Source organism: Paenibacillus sp. JNUCC 35 (assembly GCF_058269095.1).
Window position 1 is genome coordinate 2,725,921 of the sequence record NZ_CM177771.1, and the last position, 21,987, is coordinate 2,747,907.

The window sequence follows — 21,987 nt, forward strand, 5'->3', positions numbered from 1 at the left end:
GGGCACTCGTAATCATCTCATCGAAAATCCCCAAACCGGAACTTATCTGAAAAAGTGGACACCCGGTCCGGCCGGTTACGCACTCCCTCCGTGCTGCCGCTTGCCAAAACGAAAACGATACGTTATAGTGGATTTGATTAGATTATCTAACTAACAGGAACGATGAAGGATGTACCGGGAATGATCGAACAACGAAAAGGCAGATAACGGAGAAGGGAGGTGGATGACCTTGAACAGAAAACCCGCCAAGGAATATACGACCGAACAGCAGCTGCCGAGACTGGGGACGAAGCCTTACCTGGATTTGCTGGAACGCACCGCGAATTCCGATACGGACCGCGATTCCGCTCTTACCGGCCTCCTTATGCTCTGGCTGGGGGACAGTGTGTTGGATGTGATGGATATTCATTTATCCGATTACGACATCACGGAGAGCAAGATGGATATTCTGCTGCTCATCTCCCTACATCAAGACAAAGAGCTCGTTACCCCTTCTTCCATAGCCGACCGGCTCGGAATACGCCGCTCCTCGGTGACGTCTTTATTGAACTGGCTCGAAAAGAGAAGCCTGATTATCCGCGAGCCCTACAACAAAGACGGGCGAATGACACATATCCGGCTTAGTTCCGAAGGGGGCGAATTAGTTAAGCGGGTGCTGCCCGTATTCTGGTCCACCTGCGCGTCCCTCGTCGAGGAATTGGATAAAGAGGAACAGGAGCTGTTCAAAAAGATGCTCGTTAAGCTTAACAGAGGCATAGAAAAACGGCTCGGAGCCGGCAGATAATTTTTTTGGTCATGTAGTTAGATAATCTAATCATATATCTGTTTTAAATCCAATCAACTTGAGGTGAAAGTATGAGTAATCAACCCCAACTTACGAATGCTTCTGTCGTGCGCAGGAACTATTCCCTTATGACCGTAATTTTGTGCTGGTCCGGTCTGGCGGTCATGTCCAGTCTGTATGTGACAATTCCACTGATATCGGTTTTTGCCAGGCTGTATGACATAACGCCGACAGAGGCGGCCGCTTCGGGAAGCACGTTTTCGATCGGCTTTGCTCTCGGGTGCCTCATATATGGCGCTTTGTCCGATAAATACGGGCGAAAGAAGGTTATTTTTACCGGTCTTCTTGTTCTGATGCTTATTTCGCTCCTGCTGGGCACTGTCCATACGTTTGCGTGGATCGTAGTTCTCAGAGGACTTCAAGGAGCGGCGGCAGCCACTTTTTCTCCGGTAGCGCTTGCGTATGCCGTGGAAATGTATCCGGCGGAAAAACGCGTGACGACCATCGGTTTTATCAGTACGGGATTTTTGACCGCCGGAATTGTGGGGCAGGTAGTCAGCAGTCTCATCAGCGAGCAGTACGGATGGAACGCGGTATTTTATGTGCTTGCCGGTGTTTACGCGCTGACTGCGGTTCTGGTTTATCTTTTTCTTCCAAAAGGAGGCACCCAGCAGGCTCACGCGAATAGTTGGGAGCCGATCAGACAGATCGGGCAAGTTTTTGTCCGCAAGCAGCTCGTGCTCAGTTATGTGGTCGCTTTCGTTCTGCTCATGTCCTTCGTAAACATGTATACGGTGCTGGGCAGTTACTTAAGCAGCGCACCCTTCGGTTTGGATAAGCAGGGGATCTTGGTTGTCCGGTCCATCGGAATCGCGGCCATGCTTCTGTCGCCGTTTGCCGGCCGCATCTCGAAACGCTTCGGAATACACATGACACTGCGGGGGTCTCTGGCGCTGGCGGCAGCCGGATTGGCTTCGATGGGGCTGATCTCCAGTCTGCCGGTTCTCGTTGCGGTAAGTCTCGTATTCGTGGCGAGCATCGCGCTGGCGGTTCCTTCACTCGTCTCTCTCGTCGGCCAGTTGGGCGGTAAACTGCGCGGAATAGCGGTGTCCGTCTATACGTTCATTTTGTTTGCGGGAACGAGCTTCGGTCCGGTGTTATCGCTTTCTTTTATGAAAAGCTTCAGCTATCCCGTTACGTTCCTTCTGCTCACTTCCATTTTGTGCATAGGTTTGGCGGCAGCCTGTCTGATTGACCGGGAGGAGTCTTTGGACATTAAAAAAACGCGGTAAGGGAACGCACCGGCTTGTGCCGGGAGGTTTTTAACAACGTGCCTTCAACAAACACCGGGAAATGAAAAGGGAGCCATCTGTCCGTATGAGCGAACGGGTGGCCCTTTTTTTGTCGACCAGATGCAAATAAATGTAAATAAGCTTCTGGTAACGGCGGCACAGGTTGTGCTACGATTTCATCTAGAACGGAGTGAAGGTATGGAGAAGACCAGAGAGAAGACCAGATTATTGATCATCGAAGATGAAGAAGCTATCGCGGATTTGCTTGCTTACGGGCTGAACCGGGAAGGGTTTGAGGCTTTTACCGCAAATACGGCGGCGGAAGGCTTGCTTAAGATCGGCCAGGTGCGGCCCGATCTGCTTCTGCTCGACTGGATGCTGCCGGATTTGAGCGGGCTCGAAGTATGTAGACAGGTCACGGCCGCCTATAAAATCCCGATCATTATGATTACGGCCAAATCGGATATTACCGACAAGATTCAAGGGCTTGAATACGGGGCGGACGACTATATGACAAAACCGTTCGATTTGCGCGAGGTGGCTGTCCGCATCCGGACGGTGCTGAGGAGAGTCAGCCAAGCGAACGTAACGCCGGAAGCGCCGGCGGGTGCCGTGATCCGGTTCAGGGACATCGAAATCGTCGAGCACGAAAGAATCGTCACAATCGGCGACGAGGCTGTCGATCTGACTCCGAAAGAATTCGATCTTCTTCTCACGTTGTGCAAGTACAGAGGCAAGATTTTCACCCGGACGGAACTGCTGGATTTCGTATGGGGCTACGATTATACCGGAGACACGAGAACGGTCGATATCCATATTCAGCGGCTGCGCAAAAAATTGGGAGCGAGCGATCTGATCGTGACGGTATTCGGGGTGGGATACAAATTTGAAAAACAGGTGGATTAACGGGATGGTCTCGACCATCCGAGCCAAATTTCTGATCGGGCTGTTCGCGATCTTTTCCGTTTCTTTTCTGCTGCTGAATCATTTCGTCGTCCGGATCATTGAAACCAGTAATGAAAAGATCATTACCCAGGACTTGATCCAGCTCAAAAACAACAGCAGCATTTACGTCAAACAAGCGTTTCTGATTAACCATTTCAACACGGATGACATGTACTTCCAGCAGATGGCGGAGGAAATGGTCCGGGATCTGAACCATGTCACCTCCAGCGATACAAGCGCCTATTCGGTTGCGGGAGATCTGATCTTTGCTTCGGATGAAGCGAAGTTTTTGTCTGCGAACGCGGACGATCTTCAGTATGCGCTGGACGGAAAAACAGCTTACCGGATTCAATACACGGACGAGAAGGCGGAAGTGTTTTATGCCTATCCGGTTATCGTCGAAGGCAAGAAAGTCGGCATTCTGCGCTTCGGCAAAGATTTTTCTTTGCTGTACGAACAAAGAAAACACATTCTGGATGTTTTCTCCTCCGTAACGATCGCCATTTTTATTGCGGCGTTTGTTTTTTCCTATCTGTTGTCCAGAAACATTACGATTCCCCTGATCAAGCTTACAAGAGCTTCTTCGGAAGTGACGAACGGCAACCTGAATATCAAGATCGGCTTTCGCAGAAAAGACGAGATCGGACAGCTTGCGCACAACTTCGGCAATATGATCGTACAGATCAAGAAACAAATTCAGCGGATCAAGAAGGATCGTGACCGCCTGGAAGAACTGAACCGGCACCGGAAGCAATTTTTCGATCATGTCACGCATGAACTGAAAACGCCTCTTACTTCGATCATCGGGTACGCGGAGCTTATCCGAGAAGTAGGCAGCCGGGACGAAGCTTTTTTTGCCAAAGGAATGAATCATATCGTGAGCGAAAGCAAAAGGCTGCACGAAATGGTGCTTCAACTGCTCACCCTATCCAGGGAAACCGGTGGACAGGATGCGATGGAAACGGTCGAACCGGGCCATATTCTGCGTGACGTATGCGACGGAATGCTGCTGAAAGCCCAGAGGTACAACAAATTCATTCATTGTGAGGCGGACGAAAACCTGACCCTGGTCGCGGACCCGGCTAAAATCAGGCAGCTCTACATCAATATTATCGACAACGCGATCAAATACGGGCGGTCTCCGTCGACGGTTCAGGTTAAAGCCGAGAAACTGCCGGGGTTCGTCCGGATTTCCGTGAAGAACGAGGGGGAAACGATCCCGCCCGGTGAATTGGCTAAAATTTTCGAGCCGTTCTACCGGGTAAGCGGACCGGCCGACCGGGAAGCCGGCAGCTGCGGTCTGGGCCTGAGCATCAGCAAAGCGATTGTGGACGGGCTCGGCGGTACGATCGGGATGAGGAGCGACGAACAGGTGACCACGGTCATCATCGAATTGCCTTACGAGGGGGCCGGGGAGGAGGAAGCAGGATGAAAAGACGGTCTATGCTGAGCTTGCCGCTTCTTCTGGCGGCATTAGCTCTGCTGGACGGCTGCGCGGGTTCGCCGAAGGCGAAAACCATCGTGATCGGAGATACGGCAGAAGACGCGCATACGGAAGAGGAAAGCACCGATTTTGAAACGAACAAAATTTACAAACTCTCCTTGCCCGGAAACAAGGCGGTGGATGTATGGGGATGGATGTCTTCCCGCCTCCTGCTCGGTTCTTACAAGAATCAGGGGACGAAACAGGATATCCAGCTGGTGGATTACCGGAATTTGTCCGCCGTGAGTTTGACCCCGCTTGCGGGGAATGCGCAGACCGGGAAAACTTCACCCGACGGGAAGTATATGGCCTATACGGGTCAGTCCCGTACCGGGGAGACTTTGTATGTACTCGATTTAAACACGGCGCAAAGCTTCGCCCCCGGGATACCCTATAAAGGGAAAGGGATTACCAGCGCCATGACCTGGTCCAACAACGGCCGGTACTTGTCTTTTACGGCGAAAAGCAGAGAGTATGGGACCGAATCCATTGTCGTGTACGACATGAAGAACCGGGCTGCGCAGGAAATTCCTCTGCCGAGATGGCAGGAAAACAGCGAGGCGCCCGCTCCACGGCCTCTGAAACGCGAAAGCAAATATACGGTGATTTCGGTTAAATTTGCGGACGACGGCAGCACGGCCCTGATGGGGCGGATAGGCGAGGAAGGTTCGTATGTTACTCTCGGAGCGGTAACGGAGGATAAATGGACCCGCAAGTTCGAACATTCGGCCAGCGAACGGCAGTTTGATTATGTGAACGACAGCCAAATTATTTTCCTCGACGCCAAAAATACACTGACGCTTTACGACGAGCGCGATGAGAATACAGTCGCACTGTCTGCGGGGATCAGCACTTTCCGCCTGTCCGGCGATAATAAAACGATCGCCTACGCAAAGGACGAAGAGTCTCTCTACGTCGCAAAACTGCAAGGCCATAACATGATCAAGGAGAAATTGGTCTACAAAGGCCTTGTGTTGTCCCAAATGGACTGGAGTCCCGATAATAAGAAAATTTTGATAACGGGCTGGAAGTCTTACGACAGAGCCCCTGCTACCGGCAATCCGGAACAAACTCCGCTTGTGATCGAATTCAAATAAACTCAGTTAGAGTGTCTAATTAGATGATCTAAGGTCAGAAATTGATACCTCAACAAAACACCGGGTTGTCGTCGATATGAAACAAAAAAGCTTTTTCGAAAAGCACGAACGAGTATGCTATTTGGGCGCAGACAACTAGCACAATATATCTTTACGTTGGCAACAGTAAGTCCGTCGTTAGCTTCCACATCGCCAGGTCCTTTTATTGATTTTATCACTGTTTTCTTAAGGCGATGATTTCTTCCTCGGACAACCCGGAGGCTTTGGCAATGACAGCTGTATCCACCCCATACTTGAGAAGCTCCAGAGCCATCTGGATCGCTTTTCTTTTCTTCACGCGAGCTTCACCTTCAGCCATAGCAGTTTCAATCATTAGAAGCTTCATCATGCAGATACTTTTTTAAGAAAAGTAACCAATTGACTAATCCGCCACTCTCAACAGGAGTTGCAAAAGCGTCAATCTTGGGCAATTCAAGAAAATGAAGCTCTAAGTCATCTATAAGCGGTTGGCCGCTTCGTTCTTCACGCAGATGGAACACGTTATGATACTGGTTATTAGGCAGAAACGAATAGTTCAGGATGTTTATGGTCACACATTTTTTGAGCATTTATAAGACTGGCCCTCTTGAAGCTGACCGCTGTACCGCACAAGTGAATTCTCGTGCCTGCTTAAACCGTTTTATGTAAATATATGGTCCAAATGGATTCATCCGAGCTTAGCCAAAAAACGATCGGTGAACGGACACATTTAGTGGTAAAAAGGGAAAGAGTACTTTAGGAACAGGACTTCAATATGCATATATGCGCTTGATTATGTTACACAATCGACGCTTGTGGAGTGCTGTGTGTCGCTTGGTAGGGTATAGCATTTGAAGGGCCGCATTTGCCTATTAACTAGACTAAGCTCAAGCGAGGAAGAAGCTTGGGCTTTTTTTATTTAGTGGAGGCATTGTTGCAGAACGATATTGAGACACTGGCGGAACAATTAGAAATCACTAGACTCCAGAGCCGATTAGGGATTCGAACCCGAAGGGATCTTTGTATTGGGAATTAGGGGATTATGCTACAATAGAAAGGCGATATGGAAATGATGTCTAATTTTTATTGTTAATTTGATGATCTAATTGAGGTGGATGCTTTGTCAGATGGCTTACCGGATAAAAATTTGTTTATGATGTGTACTGCGCTGAATCTCAAAGCAATTCGAAGTCTCCCGGCGGGGTTTCACATTCGAAATTGTCGTAAAAGTGAAATTGGCCTTTGGATGGATTTCCCGTTTGACGACCCGCTGGAAGCAGAAAAGTACAGGGAATTTATGTCATCCTATTTTCATGATGTTTATTCCGATAAGGATGAATTGTTTTTTGAAAAGTGCCTATTTGTTTGTGATCTGCAAGATCGTCCGATTGCAACCTGCTTCGCATGGAGAGCTTATGATAAGATCACGACTATTCACTGGTTCAAGGTGCTAAAACAGTATGAGGGATTGGGGATTGGCAGAGCGTTGCTCTCAATTGTCATGCATAATCTGTCTAAATCAGAGTATCCGGTATTTCTTCATACGCAGCCATTGAGTTACCGTGCTATTAAACTGTATACGGACTTTGGTTTTTATTTGTTGAGCGATCCGGTTATCGGCACTATAAAAAATGACTTGGAGGAATGTCTTCCAATCTTGCAAAAATATATGCCGGCTGAGTCATATCAAGCGCTGGGAATAACCGAGTCTCCGGCTTTCTTTTTGGAGGCTGTGCTTTCATCTTCTACTGTGCAGTTTTAGACGTGTAAATCGCACATGTGGAGTGCATAATAGGAATGCAACGCATCGATTCGTATAAGTCCTTTATTTTCAACACTTTGCGCGATCTATGACGTTCACGGTGGACGGCAATATCCACGATGTCAAGGGCGGCAGATTCAAGAAGAAAGATATCCATTAACGTGTGCTCAGTTTTGAAAAAAATGAAGTTGCATACTGAATAAAGCAGCTTGTCCCTCATCTGTGGGAAGGCTGTTTTTTTACAGGAAATGTATTCATGTGCTATTATTAGTTGGATTACTATTTTTCCCATAGAGCATAGAAACATATACAAAAGTATTATTTTTTGATATAATGTATATATAAGTAAATTATGGATAAATATTCAAATCAAAAAGTCGATGTAAAACAGAAGGATTATACTAATCCTCCTGTCTACATAAATAGCCAAAACCAATTTAGCTTTTCCCGGCGATTGGTGCGGCTCTATGAGCAGTCACGATTTCTTTTTGCAAAGAAATAAGACTACATAACTTACTTTACTATAAGGAATAATCTTTGCAAATAGAAATCGTGCTAATCCGCTAAAAAAGGGGTTGTTTATCAAAAAAAGATAAATTCATTTATCGTCTTAAAAATCGGTCTCCTCAAGTCATATCATTAATTGTCGTTACCAAATTATAAGATCGGAGTGAAGTATGTTATGTTAAAAAGTAAAATTGTTGCGTTAGGTGTATCTGCTGTAGTTACCCTATCATTTGCTGTCACTGCATTTGCCGCCCCTAATCACGCTTATACCGTTAAAGGGCTCAACACTAGCAGTGCAACTAGTGGGTACGTGGGAGGTGATGGCATCTATGGTCGTTATGATGCAGCACTTCGACAAGGGGATAACGGCCGAGTTACTTTATATAAACAAAGAACATTATTGCCGGATCAAGCTGTAGATTTTATTGATCTGGGAACAAGTACAACATATGGCTCCAAAACTTACTATATGAATGAAGGTACTCTCTATTACATCAAAGCAACGGGTGATAACAATGATGAAGTTGCAGGGAATGTTTGGAACTATTAAAATTTGATTTGTTTGAGAGAATTAAAGAGTTAGGACATTTCCTAACTCTTTATTCTTGCATCTTTCAATAAATAGGAGACAATTATAGATGCTTAAAGAATTTAAGCAATTAATGAGACAACCTCATTTTCTCTTGTTATTTATTTTTGCGGAATTGGCCTCCATCCTGTTGCCGATGAAATACTTGGAAGGGCTAAGGGATTTTCCTTCCCTTATATTTTTTGTGATGGGCTTTAATCTGTTATTTCTTTTATACGGGGCTGAGCAGGCGAGGTCGGATCATAACAACCACATTCCGGAATTGATTGCTTCACTACCCAAAGGAAAATGGTATTATCTTCAAAAGATTTTCTATTGGTTTGTCTTCGCTTTAATTTGGTATGTTATCTTTGTGGTTTGTGCATTGTTATATGTAACATATGGGATTCATGATGATGCTACTTTGTTTCAGTTCCGAATCACATTGGTATATACTTTTTTTAACTGGCTGGTTCCCTTTTTCGTATCCCTTGTACTCGGTTACTCCATCTATACGCTATGGCCTTCCCTTGCCGCATATCTCGTATTAATCAGCATTTGGATATTGTTGGGACCCTATAATTCGTTCGTGGGATTTATACCGCATTCGTGGTTGCCTCTTCTGACTGTGGGTGACACGAACCTTTCAATAACACAAAGTTATTATCAATCCGAACATATGATTCTGAATGACGGAGCTTTCTGGCAGAGAACGCTAGCTGTGCTCGTATGCTTCTTCGTTTTCTTCGTTTCCATACCGTTGTTAAGAAAAGGAAGAAAAGCCCGCATTCTTATGATCGTCTACCTTCTTATTTGTATTTGTCTTGCAGGCTTTGCACCAACACAAAAAATATCGGATGTTACACGCGAGTACAAGTTTAACGATGCTGTGCCGGATTACGACGACTTTACTATTTCCTCTTATGACATGCAAATCAACCATGGTCGTGAGGATCATTTGTTTTCTTACGTCGCAGACTTGAATGTAAGCACAAAGTCCGATCAAATTCCGCTAGCCCTATGGGACTTTATGGATGTTCAAAGCTTAAGTTGGAACGGTGCTTCGGTTCCCTTTTCCAGAGATCGAAATCTGCTGTTTGTCCAGCTTCCTTCCGGACATACGGAGACGGGTATATTATCCTTTCATGTCCGTTCGGAGAAGTACGGAGACATGAACCCGACCTCCTTCGAATTATTATCAACTCTCCCTTGGTATCCTATGGATCCTAAAGAAGCTAAGGATCCGTTGTATCATGCAATTAAGGAAAAATTTTCTGTGAAAGTGAATGTAAAGGATTTTCGAGGACTAGTAACTAATTTATCGAAAAATGAGAATCAAACACTAACAGGAATCGCTTATGGTCCTACACTGCTATACGGGCCTTACACACAGGAAACCGATCTTACAATCCCGAAATTCATTACTTTAAAGGAAGCGCAAGCAGCAGTCAGTCAAGTAGCCGAAATTATAAATTCTGGTCATCAGCCATCGAATAAAGTTGTTTCATTGCCCCAACATGGTTCTATCGTAACTTCTAAATCTATATTTAGCGCAAATCCTGATGAATATTTTCTTACACTTTCAAAGAGTAAGATAGATTCCAACATATTACGTGTTTTCTTCCCGGAAAAAGAGAAGTGAAAGGTTGTTCTATATGGAGGGATTACTGCTATGCTGCAAATCAAGGGGTTAAAAAAATCTTTTGGCAAACGTGAAGTTTTACAGGAAATCAATGTTGCCATCGGAACCGGTGTAACAGGTGTTCTCGGACCAAATGGTGCCGGAAAAACTACACTTTTCCGGATTTTGGCAACAATCTATGAGCCGACTCAAGGAGAAATCAAACTAGATGAATGGACTTGGAAACATGACCTGGAAAAAATAAGGGAGCTATGTGGATATTTGCCTCAGCATGTGGGGTTATTTCCATCCATTACTGTGTATGAATATCTGGAATACGTAGGTCAATTACGAAAACTAACTGACTCCAAAAAACGTCGCCAAAGAATTGATCAAGTGCTGCAAGAGGTTAATTTGGAGAACAAACGTGATGATAAGATAAAAAAATTATCCGGCGGCATGAAACAACGCTTGGGCATTGCCCAAGCCATCCTTCATGAGCCCAAGTTATTGCTGATCGATGAACCGACTGCGGGCCTCGATCCCGAGGAGCGTCTTAGATTTCGAAGCCTGCTGCGCCAACAAGCACAACACAGAGTGATTATGTTATCCACTCATATCACTGAGGATGTGGCTATGACCTGTGATCGTGTGTGCATGATGAAGAATGGGCATCTGGATTTTTACAATTCTTTAGCAAATGTAACTCAAATGGCCGAAGACAAAGTGTGGAGTATGGAGCTTTCACCGGACGAATTTATGAAAATCAGGGATAGCGATGAGTGCCGGATTGTTGCCACATCGGAAACGGGAGGCAGATTATCGGTGCGTGTACTGGCAAACCAACGGCCCGTTGAACACGCTAAACCCACCGATCCTTCGCTGGAGGAGGGATATATGATTTGGTTAAGCGAGAATTAAGCATGCTGCTCTTTATCTTTCGAACTCAAACCATATTGATTTGTTTGCCTTTCCTTGTATACACATTCGCTTGTTTGGGGAATTACTACGGCTATTTCAACGGGCTTGAATTCATGGTATTTGTCGGGTTCTGGATTCATGTATTTCCGGCTGTAGCCGTCACATATCAGATCGGCTCTCTCCGGCAACAGGAGTTATTCATTTCTCTTCCTCTTTCATCCGTCCGATACGGGCTGATATATCCTTGCTTCTTATCGGTACTATATGGATTCTTTTATGAAACAGCCCTTTTAATCTGTATCGATTCAAACAACGGATTCGCGAAGACGACTGACATGGCAGTAAATTCATTTCCTTCGTTCCTATTGGTTTTTTTCTTGACGGTAACCCTGGTCTCCTTATTTAAAAATTCGGCTATAGGATTATGTTTGACCTTATTTTACGTGTTTTTCGGTTTATTTACAGGCGGTGCCGGTCAGGGTCCCTTTTATCTCATGCAATGGTACAGACCCAAAATCAATACAGATGTTAACGATTTTGTGATTGTACAATATGCAGCCGTCATTGTTTTATGCGCGCTTCATATTCTTTTTATTAAATATCGCCATCGCTTTTATTTGTTAAAAATCACGTAAAAAGATATCCATTAACTTATATTGCCCTTCGCTGCTAGCGATGTAATGAGTGTAAAATGGTTCAATTGATTACCAGCAAATCTTTGAAAATCGGACAAGGCAATTAGTATAGATGGCTCGCTCCGCTTTCACCTTTTGTTGCAGCATAAACAGGCGCCCATAGAGCTTTTCGTTTGGCAGCTTGAAAATCACTGTTAAGGCCTTCCAGCAGGCCATTGTTCAGTTTGGGTGTAAACCACTGAATGACGCCAATTAGAGCCATCCATAATTCACTTAGTTACGAAATCTTATTGATTTTCTCCGCAGCTTATTCAGTTGGAGACGGAGTAGTTGTTTTAATAGACAACGTATAAAAGTGCCTTGAAGGTAGATTTGTGTATGACCATTTATTAGGTCATGCCTTATTAACTTTCAGGGCTTTTTTTGTCCACAAACACGAAGGAAGTCGTAAGCGTATCCGGATCGTGTTTTTGACGAACCAGATATCGTATGGGCAATTACTCACGGAAAAATTGTGGAAGGATTTGATAGTGATGAAAAAAGGGAGAAATCCTGAACCGGAGAGAACCATAGTCGGCCCTGCAATGGTCTGGGGTTTGGACGGTAATTATTGTGTTAATGAAAACAGACAAGCGATTTATTGTGAAGACGGTTTATCCGGTTAACGGAAACCCGCGCTATACCAAATACCTCTCAGAATGAGGAGAAACAAAGCATGCCAACAAAAGGAAAAAAGATACATCGCCTTACTGCATGGTCATAGGAGGGATATTTTTTAATGTCTCAATGTGACAGGTGTAAAAAGGAGATAAAAGAAATGAATATTAGAGGATGCTGCTAACTGCAGCGTTCTCTTTTCCATTAACATGATCTGCAAAGCACCAAATATCAAAAGAAGTTAAATGGATGTCCGTTAAAATAAGAAGCTTTGACTTCTAATATTCAAGAACTTCAATTTTCTATTCTAGCTGTTGTATGTTTAACTCTTTCATGGGACTAAAGATAACCCCCTGTCTCCGCCCCGGCGGCATACAGGGATTTTTTTCGTTTAGGTAAGGATTTCGAAAATGGAAACATTTTGTTTACAAGTTAGAGAGCTTTCTTTTACAAGCCGGGCTTATAACTATAGATAACACCCGTTAGCGCCGGCGGAAGAAATGTGGATGGGGGAGGATGCCGGAATGAAAAGAATGCTTCTGCTGATCACGGCCCTGCTGCTTCTTACGACAACCGCTGCCTGCGGAGGAGGGGGGCGGACGCAAGTCCCGGATTCCGGCGGCACTTCACCCGGAGAAAACAAGAACGGCAAAAAGACCGTGGTCGTTTCGATGCTTTTTCTCGATGAGGTGTTTAGGGAAGCGAAAAAGAAATTCGAACAAAAGCATCCGGATGTCGAGATTCGGCTTACGTACGTTCAAACCAAAGACAACTGGAAAGAAGGCGATCTGGAGAAGTTCGTCAAATCGACGAACACCGAGATGCTGTCCGGCAAAGGTCCTGACGTACTCGTTTTGGACCCCCTTCCTATGGGGAAATATGCGAGCAATAACGCGCTTGCTAATCTGAGCAGGCTCATGGATCAAGATCCTTCTTTCCATAAAGACCTGTACTTCGGCAATATCCTGGACAATCTCCCCATAAACGGAGCCCTCTACGGAATGCCGATGCGCTTCATACTGGAAACCATGGTCGGGGATGAACAGGCGGTCAAGAAGGCCGGGGCCCGTATAGACGATAACGTCTGGACCTGGAATGAATTTGCCGAGACAGCCAAGGCTATGAAAAAAAGCGGTTCTCCGGCAGCCTATACCGCAAGCCCGCCAAGGATGCTGAATGCGAGGGTCAAAGCCGATTATCCGGCCTTTGTGGATGAACCGAACCGGAAGGCGAAATTCGATCAAGCCTCTTTTATCAAGCTGCTTAACGAGGTTAAGGCGTTATTTGACGGGAATGTGATGGCGGACAAGGCGGCAGACGCTTCCTTCAAAAGCATCTACATTCAAAATCCCGAGGAATTTTTCAGTTTTCCCCGGGCTTTGTACAAGCAGCCCAAGCTTTATCGGAGTCCGCTGGCTGCCGGGCAGAAGCCGGGGGGATTCTTTCTGCCTTATCAGACCCTCGGCATTAATGAGAATTCCGCTGTGAAAACGGAAGCCTGGGCGTTTATCAAATTTATGCTGTCCGATGACATACAGGATGTCAAAGGGTTAGGCGGGTTTCCGCTGAACAAGGACGTTTACGGCAGGCAGCTGGATCAAGTGTTGAAGAACGGCAAAGTCCAGATCGAGGACGGCCCTGAGGAAGGCGGAGCCGTGGACGTTAACCCGGCGGATATCGAGTACCAGAAGCAGCTGATTTCCGGGCTGAGCCACCCGATCCCTACGAATGCCTCCATGGTCGAGGATGCGCTGCTTATAGAGTCCAAAGCGTTTTTCGCCGGACAGAAATCGGCGGAAGAAGCGGCCAAGGAGATCCAGGATCGTGTGAATGCGTATCTGAACGAATAACCGGTGAAACTGCCGGGCGGATCTTCCGCTTCATGACCTGAGCGGCCCGATTCCGTATTTTAATGATTCATTCGAGCTTCTGATGATAGCCTCTGCAGGATGAAGGAGCCTATAATGGCGCTAAGATATGGTTGTAAACGGGTCCGTCAGGATACTCCGACATTAGAAAAGGGGATTCGTAAGGTGTATACAATCTTACTGGTTGACGATGAATCAACGACGATTAAACTGATGCGTTATATGCTGGAGAATTCCAGGTTTCCGGCTCTGCGCATTTTCGAGGCTTCCGACGGGAAAGAGGCGCTCCGTATGATGCACGAGTACGGGGCCGATCTTGTCGTAACCGACATAAGCATGCCTTATATGACCGGCCTGGAGCTGTGCCGTCAGCTTTCCAGGGAGTTTCGGTACACGCCCGCCATCATCGTGTCCGAGCACGATAAATTCGAATACGTGAGGGAGGCGCTGGTCTGCGGAGTGAAAGATTACCTCTTGAAGCCGCTGTGCAAAGACCGCTTTCTGTCTTCCGTACGCAGGACGCTGGAGGAGCTGCCGGAAACGGTTCATACCATCGGCGAGACCTCGGACAGATGGAGAGGGCTTGCGGATACCTGGGTCGAAGCGGTGCTTCAGGAAAACCGCCCGGTTCAGGAGATGACGGGCCGCAAATGGCTGGCTTCGCTGCAAGCGGTGCCCCCTTATCTGTGCCTGAAGTGGCACAGTGCCTTTCACCGCATCCTTCTGCAGAGCGCCGCAGCCAAGCTCGAAAGAGAGGTCGAGTGCTCTCTGCAGCCTTATCACGGACAAACCGGAACCGAGCTGACGCAGTGGATCATAGCCGATTTCAAAGCTCTGCAGCATGCCGTGAAACTGGCGGCTTATACGGATAACCAGCGCATGATCTATAACGCGCAGAAATATATCCAGCAGCACTACAACAAGGAAATCACGCTGGAAGAACTGGCTTCGTCCGTGGGGTATTCCGCTCCTTATTTCAGCTATCTGTTCAAACTGAAGACCGGGATCTCCTACATGGCCTACCGCACCCAACTGCGGTTGAAACGGGCTCAAGAGCTGCTGCTCAAAAGCGATAAGTCGATGCCGCAGATTGCCAGCGAGGTCGGTTACAACGATGTAACGAGCCTGATCCGCGCCTTTAAAAAAGAGCTGGGCTACACACCTTCGGATTATCGGAAAAACGGCTTTGTTTAAACGGCGGAAGCGGGAGAAGTCCGGGATACATTTATGGAGGACATAACTGTTTTTAAGTTAAAACGCTTAAACTTACTTGGAACCGCGTCTTGGAAAGGATTCATTCAGAGGAGATGACTAAACCGGGAGACCTCGTCCGATGCGGGGCTGCCGGGTCTCTTCATCCGGGAGAGCGGGCGGTGAACGGCAGGACAGGAATTGCAATATTCGAAGCAATGAGCTATATTGGACATGTGATTAGATTATCTAACTAAAAAAGAGTGGGATGAAGAGAGGTGAAGAAAATTGTGCTTTTATAGTTAGATAATCTAATTAAATATAGTTGAAAGTACGTGATCTCCATGAAAGAAAGGCAGCAGATAACAGACCGGCCTGACCGGTCACACTCTATAATGAGCGTACGCGGCATGCTCAAAGAGATGTTTGTACACACAAAAGCCCACTGGGGCCTGCTTTTGACCGGGGCGCTGGCCGTCCTGTTCATTTCGTTCTGTGAATTTATCATTCCGCAGCTGACAAAAACCGTTATCGACGACATGATCCCAGGCAAAAAGGTAGACGCCCTGCTGGAAACGGGCGGGTTGATTGTTCTGACGACTCTCGTGCTCGGACTCCTTCATTTTACTTCAAGTTACGTTATGACCATTGTCAGCCAGAAGGCCATTCTCGGGCTGCGCAATAAACTGTACACCCATACGCTAAGGCTGGATGTGAAGTTTTTTGACCGCAGCAGGACAGGGGATCTTATGGCGAGATTGACCGGAGACGTTAACCAACTTCAGGAGCTGGTTTCAGCCGAGAGCCTATCCATCCTTGCCGATTTTGTCACTTTCGTCGCGATATGCGGCTATCTGTTTTATGTGGATTGGCAGCTGGCACTTTTGACGGTTGCGACCCTGCCTTTTTTATTTATATCGTCCCGTTTTTTCAGCTTGCGGATCAAAAGCGCGTATAGACGGGTACGTCAAATCTCCGCCGAGCTGAACAACTTCCTGCAGGATACCCTCTCCGGTATCCGCATGATCAAATCTTTCGCAAGCGAAGAAAACGAAGAAAAGCAGTTCGTGAAGCTGAGCGACCGGAACCGGATCGCAGCGGTTTCGGCATCGCGGCTTTCGGCGCTCTTTTCACCGCTGACCGATTGGCTCAATTATATAGGGATGACGCTTGTTCTTCTGTTCGGCGCCTGGCAGACGATGCAGGGTAACCTGACTGTGGGGGAAGTCGTCGCGTATCTCGCTTACCTGCGCCTGCTGCAGGCGCCTATCCGTTCCTTCAGCAGGCTGGTTACGAAAATTCAGCAATCGGCAGCGGCCTTCGAACGTATCCGGGATATTCTGGATACGGTTCCGGAGGTCCGCGATCAGGAAGGCGCGATTGTGCTGCCGCCCGTTAAAGGCGAAATCGTATTCTACGACGTTGATTTCGCTTATGACGAAGGGCAGCCTGTGCTCGAAAGCTTCTTTTTGAAGCTTCGCGGGAACGAGACGACGGCTCTGGTCGGTTCGTCGGGCTCCGGTAAATCCACCATTGCGGACCTGATCGCCCGTATGTACGACGTGCAGCGGGGAGATATATACATCGACGGCTATCCGCTGAAGGCGGTCACACAGCAGTCTCTGCGAAGCCAACTGGGAATCGTATCGCAGGAAGTCATTCTGCTGAACGGCACGATCCGCGAAAATATCGCGTACGGACAGCCTGCCGCATCGGGCGAACAAATCGAAGCGGCCGCGAGAGCCGCGAACGCGCACGAGTTTATAACCGCTTTGCCGCAAGGCTACGACACTCCGATAGGGGAAAGAGGCGTCAAACTGTCCGGCGGACAGAAACAGCGGCTGTCTATCGCCAGAGCCTTCCTGAAAGATCCCCGTCTGATCATCCTGGATGAAGCGACGGCAGCCCTGGATACGGAATCCGAGCAAAAAATCCAGCAGGCGCTGTCACGCCTTCTTCCCGGCCGCACTTGTCTGCTCATTGCCCACCGGCTGTCCACGATTCAGAATGCCGATCAGATTGTCGTTCTGGAACATGGAGAAATTGTGGAATCTGGAAAGCATGATGTTCTTCTTCGCCGAAACGGAAGGTATAAAGAACTGTACAGGATGCAGTTCCCTTGAAAGTACCGGCGAAGCCGCAGGACTCACACTTACAGGACCGCGATAACCGCGGTCTTTTTATTTTAATGATGTGGAGTGAGGAATGGCGTAAGACGAAAGATGGCGAGAGATCAGACTGACGCAAGTTTTTACGAAGAAAATTGTCCGGCCGGCCTTAAAATCAACAAAAAACCCCCACGCCATGATCATTTGCGTGAGGGAGATGAAGGGAACGGAATCAGACTTTAGCCGCCCATATTTCAATTTCAATTTTGAGTTCGGGTAATCCTAATTCCGAGATATAGCCGACCGTCATGGCCGGGTAATTAAGGCCGAATAATTCGGCCCATTTTTCATCCAGAAAATCCCAGTCGATTTTCTGGGTAGCCCATATATTGACTTTAATAATATGTTCGGATGATAGTTCCTCAGCGTGCAAGACGGTTCGGATATTATCGAAAGTATTCCGGATTTGTTCGTTCATGCTATCGGGAATCTGTCCGTTTAGATCCGCTCCGATTTGACCGGAAGTAACATACAGCTCTGCATTTCTTGGAATTTTAGTAATGTGAGTGTAGTTGCCTACGGGGCTGCACACGCCTGCCGGATTTTTTCTGGTTATTTTGGAGTTTTCCATTTTTATGACCTCGCATTCTATAAATGACCTGCCGTTTTCACTACTCACTTTTGGACAGACTTCACCCATAAAAGTGAATTCTAGAAAAAAACGGCGGTAGAGTATCCGTAACCGACGGACAGAAACCCCAAAGACTTTTTCTTCATGGATCGGATACCCCTTTCTTTATACATGCGAAGAGAACGATTTGAATAGATTGTAGACCAAATCTTAGGGGGTGTCAAAATTTATGACGGTCAAAAATGTTTGAACGGTTGCAAGGAAGACCACCCTATGAATAAGGGTAAGCTCATTTACCATTTTTTATCATTGACTCCTTGGAAAGCTACCCTTTATGATGTGGTTAAGCATTACTTAAACGTTTCAGTACTTAAACGATTCAGCACTCAAATGAAGGGGGAAACATCATGTCCAAACGCTTATTTTCCGCCGGAATTGCCGTTCTCTTGAGCGTGACCGGCTTAACCGGTTGCGGAAACGATCAACCTTCGCCTTCCGCGCAGCCGCAGGAACAGGGCGGAGGAAATGCGCAGCAGAAGGAGCTCAAACCCGAAAGCGGTGCCAAGCTCGTCGTGTGGGAATCGAAGGGTCCCGAACTGGATTATTTAAAAACCGTCGCCGCAAGCTTCGAGAAGGAATACGGAGTTCCCGTAAAGGTGGAACCCGTCCCGGCTATCGATACCGTGAAAAAGCTTACCACCGACGGTCCGGCCGGAATCGGAGCCGACGTCTTCTCCGCGCCGCACGACCAGCTCGGCAATGCCGTCATGACCGGCCTTGTGCTGGAAAATGACGCTTTCAGCGAAGAGGACAAAAAGCAGCTGCTGCCTTCGGCTTTGGAAGGCGTCAGCTTTTCCGGCGCCCTCTACGGATTTCCGACGGCCATCGACACGTACGCGCTTTTTTACAATAAAAAAGCGATGCCCCAAGCTCCGAAAACATACGAGGAGATCGTAAAATTCGCCGAAACCTACAACGATCCGGCGAACAAAAAGTTCGCCCTGATGTGGGACGTCGGGCAGCTGTACCAGTCGTACTCGTTCCTTGCCGGTTACGGAGGTTATGTTTTCGGCGGCAAAGGCACCGATCCGAACGATATCGGGCTGAACAGCCCGCAAGCGGTCGAAGGAGCCAAGTATTTGCAATCGCTTAAAAAGATTCTGCCGCTGAATATCCACGATATCAACGACAATATCATCACCGGCTTTTTCCAGGAGGGAAAAACAGCCTCCGTCATTAACGGGTCGTGGCTCATTTCCAGCTTGTCCAAAGCCGATTTCGAGTTCGGCGTCGCTCCGCTGCCGCTGCTGCCTAACGGGGAGCATCCCGTAAGCTTCTCCGGCATCCGGGCCTTGTACGTCAATTCGTACACGAAGTACCCCGATGCGGCAAAGCTGTTCGCAAGCTATGCGACAAGCAAAGACCATCTGATCGAGCGATTCAAAATGACGGCTCAGCTGCCTCCGAGGCAGGACGTCATGGCGGACCCGGTCCTTACCTCCGATCCTTACGCGCCCGCTTTCCTGGAGCAGGCGAAGCATTCGGTGCCGATGCCTTCGATTCCCGAGATGGGCAACGTCTGGGTGCCGGCCGGAACCGCTATTTCCTCGCTGTGGAACGAGAACCAGGACCCGGCCGCCGTTTTGACGAAGGCCGTGGAACAAATCAAAACCGCGATGAAAACAACGAAATAAGCGGAACATCAAAACCTAAGTTAGGCGGTCTGACGTATGCAAGTAAATCCAAACAATCGCCGGCACCGGATACGGGCCGCTGCGGGCTCGGCGGTACTCATCGGCCTGGGGCAGCTCTACAACAGGCAGATTGTCAAAGGGCTTCTGTTTCTCCTTTCGGCCCAGCTGTTTATCTGGAGCTACTGCCCGCAGGCCCTGCGGGGAATCGCCGGACTGATCAGCCTGGGTGACGTGCCGACCAAAGTGGTCCGGGGCAAAGTCGTACCCGGCGACCATTCCATCTTTCTGATGATCAACGGAGTGATGACCTGCGTAATCGTGCTGTTGTTCATCGGGTTCTACGCCCTGAACATTGCGGACGCATGGAAGAACGGAGAGCTGAGAGACAGAGGAAAGCCCGTTCCCGGATTTCGGGCGTCGGTGAAGCAGGCGAAGTTCAAGCATTTCCCGTACCTGCTTCTGCTGCCCGCGTTCGTGTTTGTCCTTTTCGTAACGGTGATCCCGCTTGTGTTTAACGTTATGATCGCGTTTACGAACTATTCGGCGCCCGGGCATATTCCGGATCGTTCGCTGGTCGATTGGACCGGACTCCGGACCTTTTACGATTTGTTCGCCCAGAAAGCGTGGCGGTCGACCTTCCTCGGCATTTCGCTGTGGAATATCGTCTGGGCGGCGGCCTCCACGATAACGGTCTTTTTTAGCGGACTCCTTCTGGCGATGATGATCAATCACCCGCGTATCCGCTTCAAAAAGTTCTGGAGAACCGCCTTTATGCTTCCCTGGGCCGTACCGCAATTCATTTCGATTCTGGTGTTCCGCGTGCTGCTTAACGGCTCGTTCGGTCCCGTCAACGGGTTTCTGGCCAGCCTCGGCTTGCCGCCGGTGTCCTGGTTGTCCGATCCGACGATGGCCAAAGCGTCGATCCTGCTCGTCAATCTGTGGTTCTCGACTCCTTTTCTGATGGCGCTGATGGCGGGGATCTTGACGACGATGCCGCGCGACCTGTACGAAGCGGCGGACGTGGACGGGGCTACCGCGGCGCAGAAATTTTTCGGCATTACGCTGCCGCTTGTGAAGCTCGCCACGGCACCGATTTTTATTATGCAGTTCGCGTTTAACTTCAATAACTTCAATCTGATTTATTTGCTGACGGACGGGAAGCCGAACAATCCCGATTATTATTACGCCGGAAGTACGGATATCCTGATTTCGTGGATTTTCAAAATGACGCTGAATCAGAGCCAGTTCAATATGGCCTCGGCCGTCTCCATCATTATGTTTGTGTTCATTGCCCTGTTCTCCTTATGGAATTACAGACGGATGAAGGCACTTTGAGAAGAGGAATGGGTCTGCATGAGGAAATTTAAAGACAATCTGACCGTTACGGGGATTTATCTCGTTTTTATCGCGCTGCTTGTCGCAACGGTTTACCCGATCCTGTGGGTGATCGGCACTTCGTTGAATCCGGGGCAGAGTCTCCTGGTCAGCCGGATGATCCCGGATCATCCCACTTTCGCCCACTATGCCGAATTGATCAGGCAGACGGACTTTGTGCTGTGGTACCGCAATACGGTCAAGATCGCCCTGGTGAACGCCGTCGTTTCGACAACGCTTGTGGCCGCGACGGCCTATGCCTTCTCCCGGTTCCGGTTCAAGGGCCGGCAGCAGGGATTGATGACCTTGCTCATCCTGCAAATGTTTCCGGGCTTCTTATCCGTCATGGCCCTATTTGTTCTCCTGCTGCAGACGAAGCTGCTGGACACGCACATGGGCTTGATTCTCATTTATGCGGGAGGTTCCGTTTCGATGGGAACCTGGGTGATGAAGGGGCATTTCGATACGATTCCGAAGAGCCTGGAGGAGGCGGTATTCATAGACGGGGGGAGCCACGCCGACGCGTTTTTTAAAATCATTTTCCCCCTGTCGCTGCCGGCGGTTACTTTCGTCGCTCTGAACAGCTTCATCACGCCGTTTATGGATTTTATTTTGCCGCAAATCGTACTGAGGTCTTCGGAAAAAATGACGCTGGCCCAAGGCTTGTACAGCATGGTAGCCACCGAGACGAATTCGAGCTTTACACTGTTCGCCGCCGGAGCCGTGCTTGTGGCTCTTCCGATTACCTGCCTGTACATGTATTTCCAGAAGTATCTGATCCACGGAATTACGGCAGGGGCGGACAAAGGATAGCGAATAGAGCGGAATACT

At 48.1% G+C, this 21,987-nt stretch carries 16 protein-coding genes and 1 pseudogene; 15 read left to right on the plus strand and 2 right to left on the minus strand.

Annotated elements, in window-relative coordinates:
- Positions 1-229: 229 nt before the first annotated feature.
- The 5 genes from AC2TF6_RS12580 (at position 230) to AC2TF6_RS12600 (ending at position 5,601) form a co-directional block, all read left to right on the plus strand.
- Complete coding sequence (locus tag AC2TF6_RS12580; RefSeq protein WP_491311293.1) at positions 230-784, plus strand: MarR family winged helix-turn-helix transcriptional regulator; 555 nt, start codon at positions 230-232, stop codon at positions 782-784.
- 128 nt (positions 785-912) lie between these two features.
- The gene (locus AC2TF6_RS12585) at positions 913-2,076 is read left to right on the plus strand and encodes an MFS transporter (RefSeq protein ID WP_491311294.1); all 1,164 of its coding nucleotides are present in this window, start codon (positions 913-915) and stop codon (positions 2,074-2,076) included.
- 198 nt (positions 2,077-2,274) lie between these two features.
- Positions 2,275-2,982: a response regulator transcription factor gene (locus AC2TF6_RS12590; RefSeq protein ID WP_491311295.1), complete on the plus strand. Its 708-nt coding sequence runs from the start codon at positions 2,275-2,277 to the stop codon at positions 2,980-2,982.
- A 4-nt stretch (positions 2,983-2,986) separates the two neighbouring features.
- Positions 2,987-4,453, plus strand: a complete 1,467-nt coding sequence (locus tag AC2TF6_RS12595; protein WP_491311633.1) for a sensor histidine kinase — start codon at positions 2,987-2,989, stop codon at positions 4,451-4,453.
- Positions 4,450-5,601, plus strand: coding sequence for a TolB family protein (locus AC2TF6_RS12600; protein WP_491311296.1), 1,152 nt, complete (start codon positions 4,450-4,452; stop codon positions 5,599-5,601). The genes AC2TF6_RS12595 and AC2TF6_RS12600 overlap by 4 nt, the downstream gene beginning before the upstream one ends.
- A 214-nt stretch (positions 5,602-5,815) precedes the next feature.
- Here the strand turns inward: AC2TF6_RS12600 and AC2TF6_RS12605 are convergent.
- Positions 5,816-6,247 (minus strand): annotated as a pseudogene (locus AC2TF6_RS12605) (PD-(D/E)XK nuclease family transposase); the annotation flags it as partial.
- A gap of 492 nt (positions 6,248-6,739) precedes the next feature.
- Here AC2TF6_RS12605 and AC2TF6_RS12610 point away from each other — a divergent pair.
- The 7 genes from AC2TF6_RS12610 (at position 6,740) to AC2TF6_RS12640 (ending at position 17,472) form a co-directional block, all read left to right on the plus strand.
- Positions 6,740-7,381 (plus strand): GNAT family N-acetyltransferase, encoded by a 642-nt coding sequence (locus tag AC2TF6_RS12610; RefSeq protein WP_491311297.1) that lies wholly within the window; start codon positions 6,740-6,742, stop codon positions 7,379-7,381.
- A 682-nt stretch (positions 7,382-8,063) separates the two neighbouring features.
- Positions 8,064-8,438 (plus strand): hypothetical protein, encoded by a 375-nt coding sequence (locus AC2TF6_RS12615; RefSeq protein WP_491311298.1) that lies wholly within the window; start codon positions 8,064-8,066, stop codon positions 8,436-8,438.
- A gap of 88 nt (positions 8,439-8,526) precedes the next feature.
- Positions 8,527-10,098 carry a hypothetical protein gene (locus AC2TF6_RS12620; protein ID WP_491311299.1) on the plus strand — a complete coding sequence of 524 codons (1,572 nt, stop codon included), beginning with the start codon at positions 8,527-8,529 and terminating at the stop codon, positions 10,096-10,098.
- Positions 10,099-10,128: 30 nt separating this feature from the next.
- Positions 10,129-10,998 (plus strand): ABC transporter ATP-binding protein, encoded by an 870-nt coding sequence (locus tag AC2TF6_RS12625; protein ID WP_491311300.1) that lies wholly within the window; start codon positions 10,129-10,131, stop codon positions 10,996-10,998.
- A gap of 1,816 nt (positions 10,999-12,814) precedes the next feature.
- On the plus strand, positions 12,815-14,140 hold the full coding sequence (locus AC2TF6_RS12630; protein WP_491311301.1) for an ABC transporter substrate-binding protein: 1,326 nt from the start codon (positions 12,815-12,817) through the stop codon (positions 14,138-14,140).
- 183 nt (positions 14,141-14,323) lie between these two features.
- On the plus strand, positions 14,324-15,352 hold the full coding sequence (locus AC2TF6_RS12635) for a response regulator transcription factor (RefSeq protein ID WP_491311302.1): 1,029 nt from the start codon (positions 14,324-14,326) through the stop codon (positions 15,350-15,352).
- Positions 15,353-15,759: 407 nt separating this feature from the next.
- A complete protein-coding gene (locus AC2TF6_RS12640) occupies positions 15,760-17,472 on the plus strand; it encodes an ABC transporter ATP-binding protein (protein WP_491311303.1) in 1,713 nt (570 codons plus the stop codon).
- A gap of 217 nt (positions 17,473-17,689) precedes the next feature.
- Here the strand turns inward: AC2TF6_RS12640 and AC2TF6_RS12645 are convergent, their stop codons facing one another.
- Positions 17,690-18,088 (minus strand): RidA family protein, encoded by a 399-nt coding sequence (locus AC2TF6_RS12645; RefSeq protein WP_491311304.1) that lies wholly within the window; start codon positions 18,086-18,088, stop codon positions 17,690-17,692.
- Between the two features lie 407 nt (positions 18,089-18,495).
- On the opposite strand from AC2TF6_RS12645, the gene AC2TF6_RS12650 reads away from it, so the two are divergent.
- Genes AC2TF6_RS12650 through AC2TF6_RS12660 form a run of 3 tightly spaced genes read left to right on the plus strand, consistent with a single transcriptional unit; the run spans position 18,496 to position 21,969 of the window.
- Entirely contained in the window at positions 18,496-19,782 is a 1,287-nt protein-coding gene (locus AC2TF6_RS12650) for a sugar ABC transporter substrate-binding protein (RefSeq protein ID WP_491311305.1), read from the plus strand.
- Between the two features lie 36 nt (positions 19,783-19,818).
- Positions 19,819-21,117, plus strand: a complete 1,299-nt coding sequence (locus AC2TF6_RS12655; RefSeq protein WP_491311306.1) for a carbohydrate ABC transporter permease — start codon at positions 19,819-19,821, stop codon at positions 21,115-21,117.
- Positions 21,118-21,135: 18 nt separating this feature from the next.
- Positions 21,136-21,969 (plus strand): sugar ABC transporter permease, encoded by an 834-nt coding sequence (locus tag AC2TF6_RS12660; RefSeq protein ID WP_491311307.1) that lies wholly within the window; start codon positions 21,136-21,138, stop codon positions 21,967-21,969.
- Positions 21,970-21,987 lie beyond the last annotated feature (18 nt).

Excerpts from the sequence above, each read along its gene's own strand:
- AC2TF6_RS12600 (WP_491311296.1), top strand. The coding sequence starts at position 4,450 with ATGAAAAGACGGTCTATGCTGAGCTTGCCGCTTCTTCTGGCGGCATTA.
- AC2TF6_RS12645 (WP_491311304.1), bottom strand. The coding sequence starts at position 18,088 with ATGGAAAACTCCAAAATAACCAGAAAAAATCCGGCAGGCGTGTGCAGC.
- AC2TF6_RS12585 (WP_491311294.1), top strand. The coding sequence starts at position 913 with ATGACCGTAATTTTGTGCTGGTCCGGTCTGGCGGTCATGTCCAGTCTG.
- AC2TF6_RS12630 (WP_491311301.1), top strand. The coding sequence starts at position 12,815 with ATGAAAAGAATGCTTCTGCTGATCACGGCCCTGCTGCTTCTTACGACA.
- AC2TF6_RS12650 (WP_491311305.1), top strand. The coding sequence starts at position 18,496 with ATGTCCAAACGCTTATTTTCCGCCGGAATTGCCGTTCTCTTGAGCGTG.
- AC2TF6_RS12640 (WP_491311303.1), top strand. The coding sequence starts at position 15,760 with ATGCTCAAAGAGATGTTTGTACACACAAAAGCCCACTGGGGCCTGCTT.
- AC2TF6_RS12590 (WP_491311295.1), top strand. The coding sequence starts at position 2,275 with ATGGAGAAGACCAGAGAGAAGACCAGATTATTGATCATCGAAGATGAA.
- AC2TF6_RS12620 (WP_491311299.1), top strand. The coding sequence starts at position 8,527 with ATGCTTAAAGAATTTAAGCAATTAATGAGACAACCTCATTTTCTCTTG.
- AC2TF6_RS12655 (WP_491311306.1), top strand. The coding sequence starts at position 19,819 with ATGCAAGTAAATCCAAACAATCGCCGGCACCGGATACGGGCCGCTGCG.
- AC2TF6_RS12625 (WP_491311300.1), top strand. The coding sequence starts at position 10,129 with ATGCTGCAAATCAAGGGGTTAAAAAAATCTTTTGGCAAACGTGAAGTT.
- AC2TF6_RS12660 (WP_491311307.1), top strand. The coding sequence starts at position 21,136 with ATGAGGAAATTTAAAGACAATCTGACCGTTACGGGGATTTATCTCGTT.
- AC2TF6_RS12595 (WP_491311633.1), top strand. The coding sequence starts at position 2,987 with ATGGTCTCGACCATCCGAGCCAAATTTCTGATCGGGCTGTTCGCGATC.
- AC2TF6_RS12615 (WP_491311298.1), top strand. The coding sequence starts at position 8,064 with ATGTTAAAAAGTAAAATTGTTGCGTTAGGTGTATCTGCTGTAGTTACC.